At 67.3% G+C, this 21,325-nt stretch carries 20 protein-coding genes; 1 reads left to right on the top strand and 19 read right to left on the bottom strand.

The features are described from left to right. Positions 1-9: 9 nt before the first annotated feature. The 17 genes from FB468_RS14620 to FB468_RS14540 form a co-directional block, all read right to left on the bottom strand. The gene (locus FB468_RS14620) at positions 10-1,539 is read right to left on the bottom strand and encodes an SDR family NAD(P)-dependent oxidoreductase (protein WP_141887982.1); all 1,530 of its coding nucleotides are present in this window, start codon (positions 1,537-1,539) and stop codon (positions 10-12) included. A gap of 61 nt (positions 1,540-1,600) precedes the next feature. Then, entirely contained in the window at positions 1,601-1,954 is a 354-nt protein-coding gene (locus tag FB468_RS14615; protein ID WP_141887981.1) for a hypothetical protein, read from the bottom strand. Beyond that, positions 1,951-2,565 (bottom strand): Asp23/Gls24 family envelope stress response protein, encoded by a 615-nt coding sequence (locus FB468_RS14610; protein ID WP_141887980.1) that lies wholly within the window; start codon positions 2,563-2,565, stop codon positions 1,951-1,953. Before FB468_RS14610 ends, FB468_RS14615 begins: the two co-directional genes overlap by 4 nt. Next, on the bottom strand, positions 2,562-3,128 hold the full coding sequence (locus tag FB468_RS14605) for an RNA polymerase sigma factor (RefSeq protein ID WP_141887979.1): 567 nt from the start codon (positions 3,126-3,128) through the stop codon (positions 2,562-2,564). Before FB468_RS14605 ends, FB468_RS14610 begins: the two co-directional genes overlap by 4 nt. 333 nt (positions 3,129-3,461) lie before the next feature. After that, on the bottom strand, positions 3,462-3,677 hold the full coding sequence (locus FB468_RS14600) for a hypothetical protein (RefSeq protein WP_141887978.1): 216 nt from the start codon (positions 3,675-3,677) through the stop codon (positions 3,462-3,464). A gap of 40 nt (positions 3,678-3,717) precedes the next feature. Next, on the bottom strand, positions 3,718-4,335 hold the full coding sequence (locus FB468_RS14595; RefSeq protein ID WP_141887977.1) for a hypothetical protein: 618 nt from the start codon (positions 4,333-4,335) through the stop codon (positions 3,718-3,720). Then, the gene (locus FB468_RS14590) at positions 4,332-4,910 is read right to left on the bottom strand and encodes a DNA/RNA endonuclease G (protein ID WP_141887976.1); all 579 of its coding nucleotides are present in this window, start codon (positions 4,908-4,910) and stop codon (positions 4,332-4,334) included. Before FB468_RS14590 ends, FB468_RS14595 begins: the two co-directional genes overlap by 4 nt. Further along, positions 4,911-5,297, bottom strand: a complete 387-nt coding sequence (locus tag FB468_RS14585; protein WP_141887975.1) for an NTP pyrophosphohydrolase — start codon at positions 5,295-5,297, stop codon at positions 4,911-4,913. Continuing rightward, positions 5,294-5,485, bottom strand: coding sequence for a DUF2273 domain-containing protein (locus tag FB468_RS14580; RefSeq protein WP_141887974.1), 192 nt, complete (start codon positions 5,483-5,485; stop codon positions 5,294-5,296). The genes FB468_RS14585 and FB468_RS14580 overlap by 4 nt, the downstream gene beginning before the upstream one ends. Beyond that, a complete protein-coding gene (locus FB468_RS14575; protein ID WP_141887973.1) occupies positions 5,482-5,997 on the bottom strand; it encodes an Asp23/Gls24 family envelope stress response protein in 516 nt (171 codons plus the stop codon). Before FB468_RS14575 ends, FB468_RS14580 begins: the two co-directional genes overlap by 4 nt. Positions 5,998-6,210: 213 nt before the next feature. Further along, the gene (locus tag FB468_RS14570; RefSeq protein WP_141887972.1) at positions 6,211-7,173 is read right to left on the bottom strand and encodes a pseudouridine synthase; all 963 of its coding nucleotides are present in this window, start codon (positions 7,171-7,173) and stop codon (positions 6,211-6,213) included. Between the two features lie 42 nt (positions 7,174-7,215). Continuing rightward, positions 7,216-7,740 carry a hypothetical protein gene (locus FB468_RS14565; RefSeq protein WP_141887971.1) on the bottom strand — a complete coding sequence of 175 codons (525 nt, stop codon included), beginning with the start codon at positions 7,738-7,740 and terminating at the stop codon, positions 7,216-7,218. Between the two features lie 180 nt (positions 7,741-7,920). Then, positions 7,921-10,512 (bottom strand): Ig-like domain-containing protein, encoded by a 2,592-nt coding sequence (locus FB468_RS14560; RefSeq protein ID WP_141887970.1) that lies wholly within the window; start codon positions 10,510-10,512, stop codon positions 7,921-7,923. Between the two features lie 512 nt (positions 10,513-11,024). Further along, positions 11,025-11,681: a response regulator transcription factor gene (locus tag FB468_RS14555; protein WP_246055911.1), complete on the bottom strand. Its 657-nt coding sequence runs from the start codon at positions 11,679-11,681 to the stop codon at positions 11,025-11,027. Further along, positions 11,681-12,691: a sensor histidine kinase gene (locus tag FB468_RS14550; RefSeq protein WP_141887969.1), complete on the bottom strand. Its 1,011-nt coding sequence runs from the start codon at positions 12,689-12,691 to the stop codon at positions 11,681-11,683. Before FB468_RS14550 ends, FB468_RS14555 begins: the two co-directional genes overlap by 1 nt. 83 nt (positions 12,692-12,774) lie before the next feature. Then, positions 12,775-13,962 carry an FtsW/RodA/SpoVE family cell cycle protein gene (locus FB468_RS14545; RefSeq protein ID WP_141887968.1) on the bottom strand — a complete coding sequence of 396 codons (1,188 nt, stop codon included), beginning with the start codon at positions 13,960-13,962 and terminating at the stop codon, positions 12,775-12,777. 13 nt (positions 13,963-13,975) lie between these two features. Further along, positions 13,976-15,292 carry an LCP family protein gene (locus FB468_RS14540; protein ID WP_141887967.1) on the bottom strand — a complete coding sequence of 439 codons (1,317 nt, stop codon included), beginning with the start codon at positions 15,290-15,292 and terminating at the stop codon, positions 13,976-13,978. A 159-nt stretch (positions 15,293-15,451) separates the two neighbouring features. On the opposite strand from FB468_RS14540, the gene FB468_RS14535 reads away from it, so the two are divergent. Beyond that, entirely contained in the window at positions 15,452-16,759 is a 1,308-nt protein-coding gene (locus FB468_RS14535; protein ID WP_141887966.1) for an MFS transporter, read from the top strand. Here FB468_RS14535 and FB468_RS14530 read toward each other — a convergent pair. Both FB468_RS14530 and FB468_RS14525 read right to left on the bottom strand, forming a co-directional pair. After that, on the bottom strand, positions 16,756-19,110 hold the full coding sequence (locus FB468_RS14530; protein ID WP_141887965.1) for a sensor histidine kinase: 2,355 nt from the start codon (positions 19,108-19,110) through the stop codon (positions 16,756-16,758). The two genes, FB468_RS14535 and FB468_RS14530, sit on opposite strands and share 4 nt — an antisense overlap. 162 nt (positions 19,111-19,272) lie before the next feature. After that, positions 19,273-21,246, bottom strand: coding sequence for a DUF7507 domain-containing protein (locus FB468_RS14525; RefSeq protein ID WP_170219756.1), 1,974 nt, complete (start codon positions 21,244-21,246; stop codon positions 19,273-19,275). Positions 21,247-21,325: the final 79 nt, after the last annotated feature.

Raw genomic sequence — 21,325 nt, 5'->3', positions numbered from 1 at the left:
CGCGGCGGTCTACCAGGCGCTCGGCTCGTAGTCCTTCACGAAGCAGCCGTAGAGGTCTTCGCCTGCCTCGCCGCGCACGATCGGGTCGTACACGCGGGCGGCGCCGTCGACGAGGTCGAGCGGGGCGTGGAAGCCTTCTTCGGCCAGGCGCACCTTCGTGTAGTGCGGGCGCTCGTCGGTGATCCACCCGGTGTCGACGGCGGTCATGAGGATGCCGTCGGTCTCGAACATCTCCTCCGCGCTCGTGCGGGTGAGCATGTTCAGAGCGGCCTTCGCCATGTTCGTGTGGGGGTGGCCCGGGCCCTTGTACTTGCGAGAGAACTGCCCCTCCATCGCGGAGACGTTCACGACGTAGGTACGGCGAGCGGGCGACGCGGCCATCGAGGCGCGCAGTCGGCTGATGAGAATGAAGGGCGCCGTCGAGTTGCACAGCTGCACCTCGAGCATCTCGATCGGGTCGACCTCTTGGACGTGCTGTACCCAGCTGTTCACGTGGGCAACGTCGGGCACGAGGCCGCCCGCGTCGATCGCCGAACCGTCGGCGTGCTTCTCGAGGGAGGAGGATCCGGCGGCCATCGCGAGCGCCGTGAGGTCATCGGCGCTGCGGCCCTGTTCAATTCCCGCGGCGACCGTGCCCGTGAGGAGCGCCGGCGAGAACGTATCGAGTGAGACGGCGCCGTCGGCCCCGACCGACGACTGCAGCGCGCGCGGGTGCAGCTCGGCCGGGTGGCCGAGCGACTCGGTCTCGGGGAAGACGCCTGCGGGCAGCGGCTGCGACTCGGCGTCGGCGAGCAGCGAGTACGATCCGGGCGACCGGCGCACGGTCTGCGCCGCGTTGTTGATGAGGATGTCGAGCGGTCCGCGGGCAGCGACGGAATCCGCGAGCCTGACAACCTGCGAGGGGTCGCGCAGGTCGATGCCGACGATTCGGAGGCGGTCGATCCAGTCGGCCGAGTCCGGCAGCGACGCGAACCTGCGCGCGGCGTCGCGCGGGAAGCGGGTCGTGATCGTCGTGTGCGCGCCGTCCCGCAGCAGCCTGAGCGCGATGTGCATTCCGATCTTCGCGCGCCCGCCGGTGAGCAGCGCGCGCTTGCCGGTGAGGTCGGTGCGGGCGTTGCGCTTGCCGTGGCTGAACTCGGCGCAGCTCGGGCAGAGCTGGTGGTAAAACGACTCGACCTTCGTGTACGGCTGCTTGCAGATGTAGCAGGCCTGCGCCTTGCGCAGTTCGCCCACGTACTTCGCCTCCGACGTCGCGGCGAGGGTGAGGCCGCGGGTTTCGTCATCGATCCGGTCGGGCGCACCCGTCGCGGTCGCTTCGATCACCGCGCGGTTCGCCTCAGCGATCTCGTTGCGCTGCACCCGGCGCCGCTCGCTCTTCGCCGCTTTGTACATCGCTGACGTCGCGCGCCGGATCGCCACGACGTCGGCGTGCTCGCTCGGCAGCTTCGATGCCGCAGCGATCACGCGCAGCGCTGTTTCGAGGTCCGCGGGGTCGATTGCGCTCTCGTCGGGCGTTGCCTCAGCGGGTGTCTCGGTCATTGCGTCAATGTTACGCGAGCTGACTGGGCGCCGAGGCCCCCGAGGCCTCGAGGGCGCAGCCCTACAGCCCCGCGCCCTCGCCACTGATGTGCACAACCGTCAGCCGAATGAGCCCGGGCTCGAGACCCTGCGTGCTCAACAGCACCAGTACAGCGGCGTAGACGCGCTCGAGGGTATCCACGCTGCTGGCTTCTGAGCTCACCCCGAGCTCGACTTCAATCGCGACAACAACATCGTCGGTGCGTGAGACCTTCACGAGCGAGCCAGGGCGCCGCTCGCCGCGCAGCAGTTCGCCGCTTGCCTCGATAACCTTCCCGAGCGGTGACCCGGCCCGAAATACAGCAGTTACCCCGGGCACGTCTCGTATGGCGCGCTCAAGGGCTTGTTCTAGGGGTTCTTCAAGTGCCTGACTCATGGTCCGTTCTCTGTCTGGTGTGGGATGTGGTGGATGTCGTGCACAGCGACGTCCACGCCCTCAATACGCAGTGTTGTGTGGGTCGCGAGTCGCGTGTGAATCGCGTCGCGAATGGCCCGGGCGGCCAGGGGAATCGATGTCCCAAACGGCACACTGAGCTCCACGGTTACGCGGGCGGCGGCGCCGATCTCGGTGATGTCGCCTTGAAACCCACACTTCCCAATGAACACTCCCGGCACGACTCGTTCGGCGCTGCGAACGATGGCTCTGAGGGCGCCCTCCGTGATCCCGATGTCGGCGTTGGTGGCTGACGACGCAAGGGGCATCCGTCGCCCGGCCCGGGCGTCGAGCCGGAGGCCCGCGAGCACTCCCTGCACCCACCCCTCGTCGATCGGCGGCGCGGCCGCCGCGTCGGCTTCGAGCAACCTGGGTGTTACCCGTTTCAACCGTTCAAGTGCGTCGAGGGCGAGCTGGCAACCCGCTGACTGTTCTATGCGTGAATCAGGGGGCGTGCGGTTCGCCTCCATGTAGTCGGAGAGCTCCTCGATGGTAAACCCATCAAGATCTTCGGGGCCTAGCCCGAGGAGCTCGCGATGGTCCGAAGCATTCATCGCCACTCCTCCATTCGAACAATAATGTGTTTGCGGGCGCGCGCGAGTTGCCCGCGCACCGTGGAAAGCGGGATCCCGAGTTCCTCAGAGATCTCCTCGTAGCTGTGGCCGCCGATTTCTCGGAGCACCCAGCACTGACGTTCACGATCAGGCAGTTCGCCGAGCGCCTCGCCGAGCGCCGCAACCCCCGCGCTAGCTTCAGCGCGGCGGGGCGGGTCCGATGCCTGCGGCACCGAGATCTCCACCTCCTGGAAATCGGAGTGTACTTTGGTTGCCCTGATTCGGTCGATCGCTTTCCGGCTCGTGATTCTCATGAGCCAGCTCTTCACCTGTTCCGGGCGCTCAAGGGTTGACAGCTGCTCCCACGCGGTGATGAACGTCTCCTGGACGACATCATCGATTTCGGATGTACCCGGCAAGATTCGCCTGGCGTAGGCGCTCATCATGGGCGCGTATCTTCGCACGAGCGCGGCGAATGCCTCGGCGTCTCCGTCAGCAGCGCGCCCGGCGAGGATCCTGTCGGTGGCCGCAGCGAACTCATCGCGGTGCTGCTCTTCCCTCATCCATCGCTCCCCTCGTGGCGCTGGCCGTTCTGCGGAGTCTGTGTGCGGCCCGAAAGCTGCTATGTCCATCCTCGGTAGGCGACCGTTCAGTGGGCCTGAGTTTGTCTGTTTCCGTATATCGAAGCTGTTCTGGTCGCCTTGGCTGTGGGGATTCCACAGCCAAGGCGACCTCGGGGTGGGGCTGTTTGAGCCTCGCCCCGAGCGCGTTAGTCCGTAAACGTGTCCGTGACGGCTTCAAGCGCACCCGGGGCTTTGATCTTGTCTCCTGCGCTCATCGTGTCCTCCTGTTTGGTGGTGGTAGTGATGGTGATGGGTGAGACGCGGGTACCGGCGCTACGCGCTCAGCACCCGCTTCTGGGCTTTCTTCATGAGACGCTGCGCCTTCTTCGCCCGCTTCTTCCGCGCTTTCGTCGCTTCCGGGCTCGTCCACAAGCGTTCGATCTGATGGCGAAGATCTTCGTAGTTCTTGCCTCGCGACTTGGCTGACTCCACGCCGACCCAGTAGGCCGCCGCACCAATCACTGCGACGATCATCAAGTTCTTCAACATGCTCTTCCTCTCCCTCAGCGCCGTTCCCCGCCGAACGGGGCTAGCGCACCCTAGCCTGGTCTGCGGCGAGCTTCGACCGCAGGCCCGCGTGTATCGACACGAAGGTCGGAGTCTTAGCTCCGGTCAACCTGGCGAGGTTGTCGACGAGTGTCGTCACTGTCCGTGCAGTGATGATGGGTGACGCGTTTTGTCTTGGGGTCACAGCGACGTGCAGCACGTCTTCCCCCCGGATACGGCTCGTGGTGACCTTCGCGGCGAGGATGCTCTCGTCGCGGTGAAGCGATTCTCCGAGCGCGTCCTGCGCGAACCCCTGCAACACCGTCACGGGGCCAATCGCGCCGTCGATCGCCTCAGATCGGGTCACGGTGCTGCTGCGACCCCCGCCGAGCCGGAGAACGATGATGACGGCCACGGTGACGATGACGACGAGTAGCGCCAGCACTCCGGCTGAGAGCCAGCTCAGCGTCGTCGATTCGTGAATTCGTGTTGCCGCGTCAGTATCGACGAGCCACTTTCCAGCGCCGTCAACGAATGACTCCCAGAACCGTCGCGCGTCCGGTGAGACGGCTGCGGCTGCGGTGATCGCTCCTGCGGCGAAGAGTGCGAGCCCGACGACGCACAGCACGATGCGGTTCACCGCGCGATTCGTTGCGTTCATGCGGTATCTCCCTCCGGCGCTTTCGAGAGCACGCGCGCTCGAACCCGCACGCGCGGGGTGAGGCCGTACCCCGCGAGCTCGTCGGCCGCGATCTCACGTACGCGAGCGGGTTCGATCACCTGGCCGGGCTCGGGCCGCACGGTGACGTCAGCACTGCGGTGCGCAATGCCAACGGTCGCCCCTCCCGCCGAGAGGTCGAGCTCTCGGCGTACCCTGTCGGCGACAGCCGCAGCGACCACGCCGTTGTCCACGACGACGGCGTGGGGAGGCCCCATGATCTCGTGTCGAGACCGCCGGCCGGGCGTGATCGCAAGCACGACGAGCACGAGGCCGAGCACAGCGACGACAGCTGCCATGGCCATCGTTCCGGCGCTCTCAAAGGGGGCTGCAGCGACCCAGTCGAGCGCCTCCGCTGGCCTTGCGAGCAGCGGCGCAGCTCCGAGAAGGTGCAGTACGAGCTCGATCCCGACGTACACCGCAAGAGCCACGACAACGGCGAGCGTGGCGACCGTGGCGACCGTGCGCGGTGAGTGTGTCTCCCGTCGCACGACCCTCGTGAGGACATCGTGTGCCATTTATCTCACCCGCTTTCGTTCGGGGATGATCGCGCCAGTAACGGTCACCGAAACTCGCCGAATGTCGCGCCCTGTGAGGTGAGCGAGATCACGAACGAGCGCGTGCTGCATCGCGCGAACGCGCTCGACTATGGGTGTCTCGGCCAGCACGGCCTCGGTGCGTTCGAGCGCGGGTATCGGCAACTTTGTGGCGATCCGAACCGTCAGGGCGCCGCCCCACTCCGCGAGTTCGACTCGAACGTCGCCACGCGGCGCCCCTGCACACGTCGCCGCTGCCTCGCGGACTGCTTTTTCAAGCGCTCTTGGTTGGACGCGGATGGCGCCCCGAGTGTCGCTGTGGGGGTCGACCGTCGCACGGCTTGGCGCTTCAACGGCCGCGGCGCTCATGACGAGGTTCGCCTGCCTGTGAAGACGCCCGCGAGTGCCCGTAGGTCAAGCTCGCCAGACACGACGCGCCCCGCGAGGGCGCCGAGGCCCATAAGGATCGCGACGAGCAGGAAGCCCCAGAACCCGAACACGAGCCCCGCGAAGGCGAGCACAGCGCCTATGGCCGCCCCGGTGACGGTGGCGCTCATGAGACGCGCGACTCTTCGTCGTCGTCAGCGTCGTCGCTCGGCAGGTGGACATCGTTCACGTCGATGTTCACCTCGACCACCTCGAGCCCGACCATGCGGCTAATGGCGCCCGCGACGGCGCTGCGCACGTTCTCGGCGACCTCCTGGATGGGGGCCGGGTAGTCGACAACGATCGTGATGTCTGCGGCAGCCTGCGTCTCACCGACCTCAACCTTCACGCCCTGCGTGAGGTCGGTCGCGTTCATTGCGTCCCTGATCGCGCCGAGGGCGCGCGCCCCGCCGCCGCCGAGCGCGTAGACCCCGGAGACCTCGCGTGCGGCGATGCCAGCGATCTTTGCGACGACGCCCTCTGCGACGATGGTGCGCCCCTCGGAGGGGGTTTCTTCGCCTGACGAGTGCGAGAACTGCACTCGGTCAACGCGGGAGGAGGTAGCGGGCGCCTGAGCCGAACGTGAGGCGGCAGCGGCCTCGGCAGTCGCAGGGGCGTTAGTGTTCTTCTCTTCGGTAGCCATCAGAGTGTCCTCTCATTGGTGGCGTGGCCCGAACGGCCGCGCCGTCTGTTCGAGCGAAGAACGTCGCTCTACGAATAGGTCGTAGGTGCGACCGGATTCGTCACAAATCAATCAGAGAAGTTGTTGCGCCTCCCAGCTACTGCCCAGTTGCTGCCCAGGGAACGTTCAAGGGGCAGTTTGGAGACTCCCATGAACCCGAGGCTGACGCCAGCGCTACGTAGCCGGGTGCGCCGCGAGCGGCAGTGCGCGCTCGCTCACAAAGCATCGCTCGCTGCCGTCCACGGGGTCGGTGAACCGCAGCTCGCTCGCGAGCAGCTGGAGCGGCGTTGTGAAATCATCGATCGCGACGTCACGGGCCACCGGGTAGAGCGGATCTCCCTCGATCGGGATCCCAAGGCTCCACAGGTGGATGCGCAGCTGATGCGTCTTGCCCGTGCGCGGGGTGAGGCGATACACCGCGCGACCGGGCTCACCGCCGAGCAGGGCCTCTTCATCGGGGCTCAGCGCGCGCTCAAGCTCGACGAGCGACTCCGAGTTCGGCTCCTTGCCTGTGAGCACCTCGGCCTGCATCGTTCCCGGCACCTTGTGCAGGTGGTTCCGCACCGTCGCCGGGAGCTCGAGCCCCTCCAGCAGCGGCGCGACGGCCCGGTAGGTCTTTGTCACCTCGCCGTCTTGAAACATCGTCTGGTACGCGCCGCGGTACCTGCGCTCGATCGACATGAGCAGCACGCCAGACGTCACCCGATCGAGGCGGTGCATCGGGGTGAGCTCGGGCAGGCCGAGCTCGTGGCGCATGCGCACGACGACGCTCTCGCGCACGTGGCGGCCCCGCGGAATCGTCGAGAGGAAGGCCGGCTTATCCACGACAACGATGCGGTCGTCGCGGAACAGCACCGGAATGCTGCCGGGCACCGGGGCCTCGTCTGGCAGGTCGCGATAGAACCACACGAACACGTTCGACCGGTACGGGTCGCCGGCGAGCACGGGGTCGCCCGACTCGAGCACGAACCTGCCGCCCGCGATGAATGCGTCGACATCGATGTGCGCGCCGACCCGGAAGTGCAGCCAGTCGTGCATTGAGCGCCACGCCCGCGGGTCTTCGCCAGGCCGCGCCGCGGTGTTCAGCCAGGCGGCGTCAAGCCCCATACGCTGGGGCAATGGAGAACGCGGGGGCACCAGACGAGCCTACCGCCAGCGGCTACCCTCGGCCTCCGCGGGCTACGAGCAGTTGCCGCAGACGCCCGACAGCGCCATCATCATGAAGCAGTTCGGGCAGACTGGCTGCACGCGCTCCTGCTGGGCCGCGGGCTTCACCTTCGGCTCGGCCTTCGGCTTCGCAGCCCGGGTGCCCTTCGCGCGCGACGCCTTCACTGGGCCACGCTCGGCCGCGAGCTCCTCGGCCTCGATGATCGAGCCGCGCCCGTGCAGGGGGTGGTCAACGGCCCACATCCCGGGCCGACGACTGCTGCGCCACCGCGGCGCCTCGCTGCCGGCCGCGGCGATCGCGTCCTCTTCCGACATGAACCCGACCGAGTAGCCCTGGCGCACCTGAATGTCGGGGCCACCGTCCGACCGCACGACGGTGATGCCGCCCTCGGCCCGCATGAGCCGCTCGACCGGAATCCGGTTCAACATGGTGCGCAGAAACACGCGGTTCGGCACCGGTGCACGCCGGTGCACGAGGGCTTCCTCCAGCGATCCGTAGCGGTTCAGCGGTGATTCGTTCGTAGCCGACAGATCCATGATGCGTGCCCTCCCCAAGGTGCGTGCGGGCGAAAATGCGCCACCCACCAGTATCCCGCACTTCGCGACTCAACAGCGAACCGGGCACGCGGGCGGGGCTGGCGGCCGGGAATGATTCCCAGACGCCAGCCCCGAACTGCCCCGAAACGGAGCCTGCACTCGGTTCGCTACTGCTTACCGCTATCGCACCTGGAAGGTTCGCGCGACCTGGTTGCCCGAGCTCTCCACAAGGATTGTGTATGTGGCGACGCCGAGCTGCATGTTGGTCGTGACCGACCAGTTTCCGCTTCCCATCGCTGTGCCTTCACCGAGCGTCAGGCCTGAGACGTTGGAACGAAGCACGACTCTCGCTCCCGGCTCGGCGATGCCCGTGAAGGTGACCGGGCCCGGGTTGACGACCGCGTTCTGAGCCGGGCTTGTCACTTCGAGCAGCCCGATCACAGGCGCGTCGGAGATGCGGAACGTGCGCTCAACGCGCAGCTTCCCGTTTGCCACGACGATCGTGTAGGTGCCCTCGCCGAGGGCGTTCGTGGTTGTCGCGCTCCAGTTCCCGGCCGAGTTCGCGGTCCCTTCCCCGAGCACGATGCCCGAGACGTTCGAGCGCAGCTGCACCTTCGCGCCGGGGTTCGCGGTACCGGTGAAGGTGACCTGGCCGCTCCGGAGCGTGCTGCCCGCGGCCGGGGTCACGACGTCAAGTCGCTCCCCGGGCACCGTCTTCTCAGCGACCGAGAACTGACGGTCGACGGTCTGGCTCCCCGACTTCACCTGCAGGAAGTAGTTGTCGACGCCGAGCTTGCGATTCAGCGTCACCGCCCAGTTGCCGCTGCCGCTCGCCGTGCCCGTGCCGAGCAGCGCGCTGGTGCTCTTCGAGCGGATTTCGATGCTGGCGCCGGGCTCGGAAGTACCCATGAACTCAACCGTTCCGGGTTCGAGGACCGCGTTCTGCGCGGGGCTTGTCACGGTGAGCGGGGCACCGATGGGCTGATCGCCAATCGAGAACGCCCGCGTCACTTTGAGCGCGCCATTCTTCACGACGATCACGTAGTCGCCCTTGCCGAGCTGACGGTTGACGTCGGTCACCCAGGTGCCGTCAGACTTCGCGGTCGTACTGCCGAGGAGACCGCCCGAGACGTTCGAGACGAGCTCAATGCGGGCGCCGGGGTTCGCCGTGCCAACGAAGGTGACGGTGCCGGGGCGCAGCCGCTCCCCCGCTGCCGGAGCGGTCACTTCGAGGCGCTCCTGAGCGGCGGGCGTGCCCACCGTGAACGAGCGCGGAACGGTGAGCGAGCCGTTCTTCACAACGATGGTGTAGTCGCCGGCGCCGAGCTGGCGGTTCACATCGGTCACCCAGGTGCCGTCTGCCTTCGCGGTTGTGCTGCCGAGCAGTGCACCTGACACGTTCGAGCGAAGCTCAACCTTCGCGCCGGGGTTTGCCGTTCCGGTGAAGGTCACGGTGCCGGGGTTCAATTTCGCGCCCGCCGCGGGCGTCACGACGGTCAGGCGCTCCTGCACCGCGGGGGCTTCGATCACGAATGATCGAGCGACCTCAAGACCAGCGTTCTTCACAAGAATCGTGTAGTTTCCGGCGGTCAGCGCACGGTTCACCGAGGCAGACCAGGTGCTGTCGGCACGCGCCGTTGTCGACCCGAGCAGGGCACCGGTCAGGTTCGAGCGGAGCTCAATCGACGCTCCGGCGTTCGCGGTGCCGGTGAAGGTGACGATACCCTCCTTCAGCTTCGCGCCCTCGGCGGGCGTGAGCACGGTGAGCTCCTCGTCCTTCACGCCGGGATTGATCTCGACCGCTGCTGTCGTGACGTTTGCTCCGCGACCCGTCTGGGTGACATCAAAGCTGAGGTTTCGTTTCGCAACGTTTGCGACGTCGATCGTCCACAGGCCGTTCGACGCGACGGTGGCCGAGCCGAGCTGGCCTGCGACCCCGCGCTGAGCGAGCACCACGTTGCCGCCAGGCACACCGTAACCCTGGAAACGCAGTGCGCCGCCGCCATGGGTCTGCCCGTTCAGTGGTGTCGAAATCGTGACGGCTGAGCCGTAGTCTGCGGAGACGTCAACGCTGCCGGGAGCTGCCGTGCCACCGACGACCTGCTTGACCGTGTAGGTCTTCACGCCGCCGGCGTTTGGTGCGGCGATACCCGCCGAAAAGTATCCGTTTGAGCCGTTCGCGTTGACAGTCGTTACACGGGTGTTCCCCTGCCAAATCTCGACCGCTGCGCCGGGGTGCGCGTAGCCAGAGATCGTCGCGTTCTGCGCGAGGTCGTTCGAGAAATCAACCTGAGCGCTGAGAGCATTCAGCTGCAGGTTGACCTGGACTGTAGCGCTCTCAAGCCATCGGCCACCCTCAAAAACGTCAACACGTACTGAGTTCTGCCCGAGATTCAGGTTCGTCACCGTTGCAGACCAACCGTAAGGGCCAACGACTACGCGAGGGCCACCGTTCAGGCTGACCTCCGTTCCGGGCTTGCCCGTACCAACGAGAACCGCAGACCTTGCGACCGCGTCGGATGACTGGAAGCGCGCAGAGAACGCGGGGTAGTCCGGCGTCGAGGGGCTCAGCAGGTCGGTGCGCAGCTGAGACCCACCCATCACCTCGTAGTTCGCGTACATCGGCGGGTTACCGTCCGTTGAGTTCCGCTGTCGCCCGACAATGCCATATCCGGTCGACGCCGCGACAAGCTGGCCGTCAGCACGGAGCGTGAACTGCTGAAGATCCATGCCGTTGCAGGCCATCATGGTCATCGGCTCGGTCTGCGTCATGCAACGCCCATCGAATGCGCGAATCTCGCCAGTGTTACCAAGCCCAGGAAACGAGTACTCGCCGGCGTGCCCGACCAAGGGCTTACCACTGACGGTGCGGGACGACGAGATCGGCGCCATTCCGTCCGGAGCGGGTTTGACTGCGTGTGAGAGCCGCGAAGAGTTCACTATGACGAACCGGCCCTGGAGCCGGTCCCCACTTGCGAAGGTTTCGGGGACCGACGTTGCCGTAGCCCCCTCAGCCTCGCCGTCGTCCGCGAGGGCCGGCGCAGAACTTAATCCGACCCCGGTGAGGGCAATCAGCGCTGCCGCGCCGCCGGCGAACACGCGCCGCAATCGTCGCTGGTGAGACATAGAAACTTCTTTCGTGTTGCCTGACAAAGCCATGCCAGGCGCGTCGACGTCGCCGAGAGAGACGACGGGCGAACAATCCCGAAGGCACGCGCCGCAACCAGTATTTGCAAATACTGAAATATTGTCAAATTCGCATTCTCGACGATCTTCCCCCGAGGCTAGGCGAGCCGGCCGAGCCTGTACCCGCGCCCGCGAACCGTCTCGATGAGGTCTTTATCGGTCTTTCGCCGGAGGTAGTGCACGTAGGTCTCTACCGTGGTTTCGCTCTCTCCCTGGGCGAACACGCGGCCCAGCAATTCCTCACGCGAGAACGTCCGACCGGGCTCGGCCGCGAGCACCGTGAGCAGGGCGGTTTCGGTGCTCGTGAGCGCGACACTGCCCTCGTACGGCGACTCGATCCGCTGGTCCTCCGGCGAGAATTCCCAGCCACCAATGTCGTAGCGCGGCCCCGCGCCGTCATAGCGGCGGGTGAGAGCGCGCAGCCTCGCGTTCAGCTCCTCGAACTCGAACGGCTTCACGAGGTAATCGTTCGCGCCCGCGTCGAGCCCTTCGACTCTGTCGTGCAGCTCGCCGAGAGCCGTAAGTATCAGGACGGGTGTTTGCACGCGTCGCCTACGGAGATCACGTACCCACTGCTCACCCCGCAGTCCCGGGAGGCCCCGATCGACGATCATTACGTCGAACGGCGTCACGGTGGCAAGCCGCTCCGCTTCCTCAGCGCTCGTGACGAGTTCGACGTCCCAGTTCGCTGCGAGCACGTCGCGCATGATGGGGCCGAGGCGCGGGTCGTCCTCGACGATGAGCAGCCGCAGCACTAGTGATCCCCGGTTCGCTCGGCGAGCGGGAAGGCGAGTTCGAACACCGTGCCGCCCGGCCCGGAGCGCGCGACAGTGACCCTGCCGCCGTGCGCCGAGCACAGCTCGCGTACGAGTGCGAGCCCGATCCCCTTACTTGTGCGCGCCGCACCGCGCGCGGTTGCCGGGGCGTCTCCCTGCGCAAATCGGTCGAACACCCGCTCGGCCGCGATCCCCTGAATCCCGTCACCCTCGTCGCTCACCGTCATGACGGCCTCGCCGCCGCGCTTGACTCCCGCAATCTTCACGACGCTTCCCTCCGGCGCGTGGTCGATCGCGTTGTCCACGAGCGCGACGAGGCAGCGGCGCACCACCTGGGCCGGGGCCGCGACGGTAAGTGCCTCGCTCTTCGCGACGACGGTCACGCCGAACTGCCGCGCCACCTCGCCGAGATCGCGCGCGACCGCGCTGACGCTCTCGTCGAGGGCCGCCGTCCCTGTGCCCTGCTCGGCGCCCGAGGCCGTTGCAAGCATCGCGTCAATGACGCTGGCCATAATCCGGGTGTCCTGCCGCAGGTCGACGAGCACCGATTGCCGGGCGTCACCGGGCGGCGTGAGCGCGGCGAGCTGCTGAGCGCGCGCGTCGATCACGGCGAGCGGGGTGCGCAGCTCGTGGCTCACGTCGGCGACGAACCGGCGCTGCAGGCGGAACGCCTCGTCGAGCGGGTAGACGGCCCGGCGCGCGATCAGCCGGGCTGCGAGCCCGGCACAGATCACTGCGCCGGTCGCGAGAAGCACCGTCGCGAGAATGAGCTCGCCCGGGTCGAGCCGCACCTGGATCTCGCCGGGCTGCACCGGCTTCGCCGCCTCGGTCGGCGTCGTCTGCCAGAACACGAAGGCGAGGATCACGCCGCCACCGATCACGACGAGCGCAGCGCACACGGCCATGACCTGCCAGCCGATCTGCGACGCCGACCTCCGATACGCCTCCTCGTCGGGGAGCGGTCGGGTGTTCCTGTGTGCTCTCGCCATGTCCGCCCTCCCTGCTCCGAGACCCACCATCGGCCCCGCGTACCAGTGCTGCGTCCACTTTCGCACGTTTCGGCTCCCCCGCGCTATGAGCTGGCCTCGGCCGCGGCCTCACGCACGCACGAAAGGGCGACGCCGAGGGCCAGGAGGAGGGAGAGGAGCGATGTCCCGCCTGCCGAGATGAACGGAAGCGGCACCCCGAGTACGGGCACGAAGCCGAGCACGACCGAGATGTTCACGATCATCTGCACCGACACCCAGATCGTGAGCCCTCCGAACACGGAGCGCGCGAACGGGGTATCGCAGCACGTCATGAGCGCCATGAGCACTGCGGCGAGCGCGACAAACGCGACGATAATCGTCGCCGCGCCGACGAAGCCAAGCTCCTCGCCAAGGATCGCGAACACAAAGTCGTTCTCGGCCTCGGGAAGCCAGTGCCACTTCGCCGTGGAGTTTCCCACCCCCGTTCCGAGCAGGCCACCCTGCGCGAGGGCCCAGAACCCGTTGAGCGTCTGCCAGCAGCCGACATAGGCGTGCTCGGCGTCGTTCAGGCAGTCGACCTCGAAGAAGTGCATGATGCGCACCACGCGGTTCGGCTTCATGAGCGTCATGATGCCGATGCCGAGCACGGCGACCGCGGCTATCCCCGCGAGGATACGCAGCCTGACCTGCGAGAAGTAGAGGCACCCGAACACGAGCGCGGCAAGCACAAGCAGCGTGCCGAGATCGCCCCCAAGGATGTTGATGAACATCGACGCGGCGACGACGGGGAGGATCGGGATGACGACGTGCAGCCACTCGCCAAGCAGCCGCCATTTGGCGGCGATCACCGCCGACACCCACACGAGCAGCACGAACTTCATGAACTCGGCGGGCTGCATCGACACGGGCCCAAGTCGCAGCCAGTTGCGGTTGCCGCCCGCCTCGTACCCGAGGGGCGTGTAGACGAGAACTTGGAGGAGAAACCCGCCCGCGAGCAGCAGCCAGGCATAGCGGCGCAGCACGGCGGTCGGCACCCGGCTGATCGCGAGCATCATCCCGATCCCGATCACCGCGTAGCCGCCCTGCTTGATCACTCCCTCAAGTGGGTGCCTGCCCGCCGAGATCGCGACGACCTGGCTCGCTGACTGCACCATGAGCACGCCGACCGCGACGAGCAGCAGCACGATCGCGAGCAGCGCGATGGTCAGGGAGCGCAGCCGACCGCGCTCTGCGGGGACGATCCCCTGCCGCTGTGGCCGCGCCCCCTCAAGGACGACGGTGTGCTGCCGCATCGCTCACTCACGCTCAGTTCACGCAGGGGATGGAGCCCGCCTTGATCGGCTCCTCCCACGAGTCGTAGCGCGCGGTGCCGGGGGCGGCGGGCTCTTCCTCCGCGGTGACGTCTTCCTCAGCTACGACGTCGTCCGTTCCTTCCCCGCCGTCAGGCACCTCACCCGCGGCCTCACCGTCACCGCTCGCAGGTTCGTCAAAGTAGCTCCCGTCGAAGATCGAGGCGACGATCGCCTGGATCTCGTCAACGTCGACAAGGTTGACCTCTGCCCCACCGATGTTCTCGAAGCCGAGGATGGGCAGCGTCACGAACTCGGCCCCGCTCTGCGAAACCTGGTGAGCGATCTTTAGAAACCCGAGCACGTCAAACTCAGAGTCGAGCGCGACGTGCTTCTGCGTGACGTCGACGAGCGACCACACGGTCTTCGGGTTCATGAGCGTGCTTTTCTTCTGTAGTTTGTCGGTCAGCGAGATCATGAACGCCTGCTGCCGCCTCGACCGGTCGAGGTCGGTCAGGAAGGGGCCGTCGTAGCCGGTGTCGCGGCGCTGCCGAACGAAGCTCATCGCCTGCTGCGCGTCGATCTCCTGCACCCCCGCCTCGAAGTTCGCGCCCGAGTACGAATCCTCGGTCGCGTGGTTCAGGCACACCGAGACCGGGGCGACGGCCTCGGCGACGTGGTAGAAGCCGCCCATCGTCATCTCGACGAAGTGGTCGATGCGCACGTCGCCGAGGAAGTGCGAGACCGTTTCGATCTGGGCTTGGCGCCCAGCGGCGCGCGCCTGCTGGTAGAGCTCGTCGTCGCTGAGCTCTTCCTCGCCCCAGGTGAGCTCGTTCATCTTCTCCTGCATCGCGAGGCCGTACGCCTCTTTGATCTTCGAGTGCGTGACGCCGAGCGGTGCGCCCGCGATTTCGACGTAGTCGTCGCGCGGGATGGAGATGCCGACGGTCTTCGAGCGGTCCTCGGGGATGTGCAGCAGCATGAGCACGTTTGCGTTGTACCCGCCGTCGTCGGCGCCGCCGGCGTGCAGCGCCTCGTACACGCCGTCGGGCAGCGGGTTGCCGTTCTGGTCGACGCGGCTGTCCATCCCCATGATGAGCACGTTCTGCTCGCCCGGGTCAGGGGCGATCTCGTCGACCTGCGGCAGCACGAAGTCCGAGCGCACAATCTTGTCAGTCGCCTGGTGGTAGGCGAAGACGACGGCGCCGACGCCGAGTACCAGCGCGCTCACGACGGTGGTCGCGATGACGATCGCGAGGCGCTTTCGCCTGCGCCGGCTCATGCGAGGTCGGCCAGAGGGTGCCGCGGTCTCGAGCTGTGGGGCATTGCGCATGTGGGGTTCCGTTCGGTGCTTGGGTGCCGTGTTGCTGGGCAACCGGCAACGAAGGATCGCCGAATCGCCACCAGCCAAGGCTCTCGCGGGCACGCCAAGAATCCTCCAAGGAACGGTCGCCGGGTCGCGATTGCCGGCACGTTGCTACAGTAAGGTCTGATGAATAGCAATGAGGTTCCCGAAGAGCGGCCAGTCAAGTTCGGAGCGCTCCGCGACCGCCGGACCGGCCCCTATATCGGGGGCGGTGCGCTCTCGATGATGGCCGATAACGTCGAGCACGTACTCGCCTACTGGGTGCTCTGGCAGACGTTCCACTCCCCCTGGCTGGTCGGGTTCCAAATCGTCAGCCACTGGCTGCCGTACCTCCTGTTCTCGGTCGCCGCCGGCGCGCTCGCCGAGCGCTTTGACCCGCGGCGCATCATTCAGATCGGCCAGGCCCTCTTCATGGCGGTCTCGGCCGCGTGGGGCTTCCTCTTCCTCACCGGCACGCTCGAGCTCTGGCACGCCTGCGTGCTCCTCGTGCTCCACGGCGTCGCAGGCTGCCTGTGGATGCCAGCCGAACAGTTGCTGCTCTACAAGTTCGCGGGCCCCAAAGAGCTCCCCGGCGCGATTCGTATGAACGCCACGTTCCGGTCGCTCGCGTTCCTCGCCGGCCCCGTTGTCGGCTCGGCCCTGCTGCTGAGCATCGGCCCGGCCGCAGGCATGTTCGTGAACATCCTGTTCTACCTGCCACTCACCGTCTTCCTCTGGTTCGTGAAGCTCGGCCCCCGGAACGCGGAGGCCGCTGCGGCCCCGCCAACGCCACCCCGCTCGTCCGAGAAGCCGATGACATTCTTCTCGGCCTTCAGCGTGCTCGGCACGATCCGCCGCGACCGCGAGCTGCTCGGCATGATCCTGCTCTCCGCGCTGAGCGCGGCGACGATTGGCGCCGTGATCCAAAACGCGATGCCGGAGTTCGCGGAGGGACTCGGCGCGGGCTCCGCGGGGCTCGCGTACGGCGTGCTGCTCTTTGCAAACGGCGCGGGCGGCGTACTCGGCGGGATCCTGCTCGAGGCAACCGGTCGCGTGCCCACGACGGCCCGCACGGCGGTCATCGCCGCGACCCTGCTCGGCATCACGACGATCGTGTTCGCGACGAGTTCAATCTACGCGCTGTCCGTCGCAGCGTTGCTCGTGGGCGGCGTCGCGCGCATCACGGCCGACGCGACCGAGATGAGCATCGTCCAGTTGCGCGCCCCCGACGACCAGCGCGGTCGCGTCATCGGCGCGTACACGATGTTCGGCCCGGGCATGATGACGTTCAGCGGCATCAGCGTCGCCGTGCTCGGCTCCCTCTTTGGGCTGCGCGGCTCCGTACTCTTCGGAGGCACGGTGCTCACGATCGGCGCGATCGCCCTCGGCTTCTTCGTCCTGCGGCCCGGGCGCCGCGGCGACGGGCCCGAGCGCCCGGCCGACGCCGAAGCTTAACCCTCGCGCTCGCGCACGATCGCCTCGACGAGGGTCTGACCGCGCAACCGCTGCGCGACCACGCTGAGCCCCTCCGAGGCGTGCAGCATTTCGAGCGTGCTGTCGGTGGCCTCGGCGTCACTCACGACGAGCATGCGCGGCCGCCCCGCCTGCTCGATCAGGTTGACCGAGAGGGTGCTCCCCGCTGGCGCGCTGTACACGCACTCGACGAGGAGCGTGCCGAGCGTTTGGACGTGGCCGGATTCGGCAACTTTCGCGTACTCCGCGGGCAGCACGAGGGTCACCCCGCGCCCCTCAGCCTCGCTCGCGGCGAGCGCAAACCACCAGTTCATGAGCGATGCGTCGCGCGGCAGCGTGATGAGCTGGCGCAGCCGCGATTCTTCCCGCTCGCACCGCTCCCGCGTTTCGGGGTCGTCGAGCAGCAGGGTGCCGTCAGCGATGCCGCGCAAGAGCTCGATCGAGGGCTTCAGGTTTGACGCGCTCCACTGCTTCTTCACCGCAACGGCGGCCTCAGACGCTGCGGCATCTCGCGCGGCCTCCTCAACCTCCTGGCGCGAGCGGGCGATCTGGGTGCCGATCGCACGGAAACTCCGCAGGAAGACGAAGAGCACGCCGATAAGGCCGAGCGACGGCGCCTCGATGAGCGCGATCGTGCACCATTCGATCTCGGCGTTCGAGCGCAGGGCCCACACCGCGATGGCACCCGTGCTGAGGAGGTGCAGGAGGATGGAGATCGCGAACGGACGGCGACTCACCGAGGTGACGTAGAGCAGCACCGGGATCACGGTGGCCGCGACGGCGGGAACGAAGTAGAGCTCCCCGCGCCCGAAATCGATGCCGGCGAGCGAGCACCAGCTCACGACGGGCACGGCCGAGAGCAGCAGCAGTGTGAGCAAAAGAGGCGCCTGCCGCCACCGACGGCAGGCGAGCCAGGTCGCGAGCGTGAGCGAGCCGAGGATCGCGACGAGCAGCACCGCCGGGAAGACCGCAGGCCACATGAGGCGCTGCCAGTTGAACACCTCGAGGAGTGCGCCGGTGAGCGTCGCCTGGAGCCCCCACACCACGCCGAGGCGAAGCTTGAAGTCACGAATCTCGTTCCGCGCCTCTGCGGCCAGTGCGGCCCCACCTATGGGCGCGGGCTTTGGGATCGGGCACCGCAGCGTGAGGGTCGTGCCACGGCCGGGCGCCGTGCGGAGCGCAACGCGGATGCCGTTGGCCTCCGCGCGCGCGAAGATCGAGTTCGCGATACCGCGCTCCCGCACCTGCGATCTGTTGAAGCCACGCCCCGAGTCAGAGACCACGACGACGAGTTCGTGCTCGACGCGGTGCACGTCACAGGTCACGTGGGTCGCGCCCGAGTGCTTCGTCGCGTTGAGCACGGCCTCCATCGCGCACCCGTAGAGCGCGTCGAGCGTCGTGCTCAGCAGCAGCCGCTCGTGGGCGCGGAGCGCCTCGTCGCGAAGCCCTGTCCATTCGATGGGCAGCCCCACATGGTCAAGGTCGGTCAGGCTCACCGCCACGCGCTCAGCCCCCGGATGCCGCTGGAACTCTTCGACCCTGCGAAGGTCACGCCTGCACCGCTCCCTAACCTGCACGGTGTCGATTTGGCCGGTGCCGATTTGGTAGGGGTCGAGCCGCCCGATCACGCCAAACGTGTTGATAACGGTGTCGTGCAGCACCCGAATGTACTCTAAGGTCGCTTCGTCGAGCGCGCGTGACCGCAGCGCGCGGAGCTTCTGCTGCGCCGCGGAGTTTCGCTGCCCGTCGACGCCATCCGACACCCGGCGAAGGTAGCGCATGAACAGGAATGCGAGCACGATCATGATGCAGTTTGTGGTCGCAGAGGCAGCCGCAACCGACGAACCCCAGGTGGGGTGCGATACGAGGATCAGAGCGCCAAAGCCCGCGCCGAGCACTACGGAGGCGATAAGGGGCCAGACGCCGCGCCACAGCATGATCGGCAGCACCACGGTCCACGACGTCAGCGGAATGAGGAGGCCCGTCAGCAGCTCACCGGGGTCGAGCGCGACGACGTAATAGAACGCGAGAACACAGAAGAAGCAGACGATGAGCACGACCGCCGGGACTCGCCTGTGGATCGTCAGCAGCCCGCTCGTGAGCACGAGCACCGCCGCGGTGACCGAGCCGGCCGGCGGAACACCGGTCGCAGAGAGGAACGAAGCTGCGCAGAGCACGAGCGTAACGAGCACGAGCCCAATGAGCTGCGCCCTCCGCATGGCACCCGCGAGAGTTGATGCGATCCATGACGAGGCGCTGCGGGTGTCAACGAAGTGGTCGGGGAGGTCGTGTCGTGTGCACTCCACGGTCGCGGGGACACCGTGCCTTTCCATAGCAGAGGATTGTTGCATGCTGTGCTTAAAGCATGAGTCTGCCGTGGTGGGCTACGCTTCCTCGGCAGACAGGGTTGTGCGCCCGACCCCGGGGAGGGTCAGGCGCACTCGCTGGGCTCAGCGCAGCCTAGGGGGAGCTGTCACAACGCCAAGCCCAGCGGCTTAGTTCGCCCCAGCGCGTCGCCTCAGGGTGACGGTCATGAACGTGCCGCCGCCGAGGAGCAGCATGACGGCGAGAACGGGCAGCCCCCAGTTCGCCGAGCCACCGGTCGTGGCGAGCTTTCCGACCGGAACGCGAACGTCGTCGGTGGACTTCACGGGCTCGCCCGAGGGCGGGGTGCCGGTTGCGGTCGCCGTGTTGTCGACGTGGCCGCGGTCTCGGTCGGCGTCCGTAACGGCGTACGAGGCCGTCGCGGTGACCTGCTGGCCCGGGGCGAGCACGCCCGGTTCACCCGGCCAGTCACCGTAGGCGAGCGCGGTGAGCCCCTTGAGGCCGTCAACGATCTCGACGCCCGAGAGCGTCACGTTGCCCGTGTTCGTCACGACGAACGTGTAGGCGATGCGCCCGCCCGACAGCTTGCCCGTCTTGGCGATCTCAATCGCCGGCGCGTGCGGCAGCGGAGTCTTCTCGGTGTCGTCGTCGGTCACGGGCTCTCCCGTCGGCGGGGTACCCGTTACGGTCGCGAGGTTCTCGACGGTGCCGCGGTCAACGTCGGCCTGCGTGAGCACGTAGGTCGCGGTCGCGGTGACCTTCTCGCCCGGCGCAAGTACACCGGCGGCTGCGGGCCACGCCCCGTAGGTGATCTCTGAGAGGCCCTCGAGCTTGTCGGTGATCGAGACGTCGGTGAGGGTCACGTTGCCCGTGTTCGTCGCGGTCAGGGAGTAAGTGATCGTGTCGCCGGCGGCGCCGGTCCCGCTCAGCACGCCGGTCTTGACGAGCTCGATCGCGGGCTCTGCTGGCGGCTCGGGGAGCGTCACCTCGGCATCATCCTCGGCGCTCACGGGAGGGCCCGTCGGCGGGTTTCCCGTGATCGTGGCGGTGTTGTGAATCACGCGAGTATCAAGGTCGGCCTCGACGACCGTGTATGTCGCCGTGGCGGTCACCGTCTGGCCTGGAGCGAGCACTCCTGGTTCGCCCGGCCAGGTGTAGGTGAGGTCAGACAGGCCCGGCTTCGGGTCGGTGATCACGACGTCGGTGAGCGTGCGCCCGCCGGTGTTCGTCGCGGTGAAGGTGTACGAGACCGTGTCGCCCGCAACGCCCGCCGCGCCGTCGGCGAGCACGCCGTCCTTCACCAGTGTGATGTCAGGGGCGGCGGCGCAGTTGTCCGCGATGAGGGTCAGGAGCACGTCGGCGAGGCCGTCGAAGTTCGTCGACAGGTAGTCACTGCCCTCGGTCGGGCCCGAGATCTGCGACATGTGCTCGCGGAACTGGTTCAAGTCCGAGAGGTTGTCGGTCAGCCCAACGCCCACGATGCGGGTGCCCGCGCTCTTCAGCGCGTTCGCGCTCTCGACCGCGGCGGTGATCGTCGCGGTGTCGGTCGAGCTGCCCGGGCCGCGCACGGGGTCGCCGTACTGCGTCGGGTTGCCGTCGGTCACGAAGAGCAGCGCGTCGTAGCTCTCGGGCGCGGACTGCACCGCCGAGAACGCGCGGTCCCAGTTGGTGCCCGCCTGAGCGCTGCTCGGGCGCTGCACGCCCCGCACCCAGTCGCCAATGGCGGCGACGCCCGCTGCGTCGAGCGCGGTGAGCGGCGTCGGCGCGTTCTGAGCGCTGGAGGTTGCCGGGGCGTTCGACGCGAAGTTATGCATCGAGACCCGCACCGGGTAGTCCGAGAGCGTGTTCGCGAGTTCGGTGACTCCGTCACGCATCTGCCGCAGCTGCGCATCATCGATCGACTTCGACAGGTCGAGACTGACGGCGAGATCGAGCGAGCAGGTGAGTGGCATCGGTGGGTTGGGCGCTGGCGCGGTGTAAGACTCCACCGCCTGGGCTGCGCCGGCGCCGCCGAGGGTGATCAGTGACGTGACCAGCGCCGCGGCTAGGGCTTTACCCCCGCGCCCGCGGCTACGCTCCTGGCGGGTCGTCACCTCCCCCGAACGGGTCGGGCCTTGCTGGCCGCCTCGAAAAATACGTCGCACGTGGTTCCTTTCGCAGAACCCGGGGCAGCATTGAGCCCCGAGCAGTGAGCTACACATCTGAGCGACTCGGTACGGCGTC

Source organism: Leucobacter komagatae (assembly GCF_006716085.1).
Lineage (GTDB): Bacteria > Actinomycetota > Actinomycetes > Actinomycetales > Microbacteriaceae > Leucobacter > Leucobacter komagatae.
This window is presented reverse-complemented; position numbering and strand designations above follow the sequence as displayed.

Excerpts from the sequence above, each read along its gene's own strand:
- FB468_RS14620 (WP_141887982.1), bottom strand. The coding sequence starts at position 1,539 with ATGACCGAGACACCCGCTGAGGCAACGCCCGACGAGAGCGCAATCGAC.
- FB468_RS14615 (WP_141887981.1), bottom strand. The coding sequence starts at position 1,954 with ATGAGTCAGGCACTTGAAGAACCCCTAGAACAAGCCCTTGAGCGCGCC.
- FB468_RS14610 (WP_141887980.1), bottom strand. The coding sequence starts at position 2,565 with ATGAATGCTTCGGACCATCGCGAGCTCCTCGGGCTAGGCCCCGAAGAT.
- FB468_RS14605 (WP_141887979.1), bottom strand. The coding sequence starts at position 3,128 with ATGAGGGAAGAGCAGCACCGCGATGAGTTCGCTGCGGCCACCGACAGG.
- FB468_RS14600 (WP_141887978.1), bottom strand. The coding sequence starts at position 3,677 with ATGTTGAAGAACTTGATGATCGTCGCAGTGATTGGTGCGGCGGCCTAC.
- FB468_RS14595 (WP_141887977.1), bottom strand. The coding sequence starts at position 4,335 with ATGAACGCAACGAATCGCGCGGTGAACCGCATCGTGCTGTGCGTCGTC.
- FB468_RS14590 (WP_141887976.1), bottom strand. The coding sequence starts at position 4,910 with ATGGCACACGATGTCCTCACGAGGGTCGTGCGACGGGAGACACACTCA.
- FB468_RS14585 (WP_141887975.1), bottom strand. The coding sequence starts at position 5,297 with ATGAGCGCCGCGGCCGTTGAAGCGCCAAGCCGTGCGACGGTCGACCCC.
- FB468_RS14580 (WP_141887974.1), bottom strand. The coding sequence starts at position 5,485 with ATGAGCGCCACCGTCACCGGGGCGGCCATAGGCGCTGTGCTCGCCTTC.
- FB468_RS14575 (WP_141887973.1), bottom strand. The coding sequence starts at position 5,997 with ATGGCTACCGAAGAGAAGAACACTAACGCCCCTGCGACTGCCGAGGCC.
- FB468_RS14565 (WP_141887971.1), bottom strand. The coding sequence starts at position 7,740 with ATGGATCTGTCGGCTACGAACGAATCACCGCTGAACCGCTACGGATCG.
- FB468_RS14560 (WP_141887970.1), bottom strand. The coding sequence starts at position 10,512 with ATGACGCAGACCGAGCCGATGACCATGATGGCCTGCAACGGCATGGAT.
- FB468_RS14550 (WP_141887969.1), bottom strand. The coding sequence starts at position 12,691 with ATGGCGAGAGCACACAGGAACACCCGACCGCTCCCCGACGAGGAGGCG.
- FB468_RS14545 (WP_141887968.1), bottom strand. The coding sequence starts at position 13,962 with ATGCGGCAGCACACCGTCGTCCTTGAGGGGGCGCGGCCACAGCGGCAG.
- FB468_RS14540 (WP_141887967.1), bottom strand. The coding sequence starts at position 15,292 with ATGCGCAATGCCCCACAGCTCGAGACCGCGGCACCCTCTGGCCGACCT.
- FB468_RS14535 (WP_141887966.1), top strand. The coding sequence starts at position 15,452 with ATGAATAGCAATGAGGTTCCCGAAGAGCGGCCAGTCAAGTTCGGAGCG.
- FB468_RS14530 (WP_141887965.1), bottom strand. The coding sequence starts at position 19,110 with ATGGAAAGGCACGGTGTCCCCGCGACCGTGGAGTGCACACGACACGAC.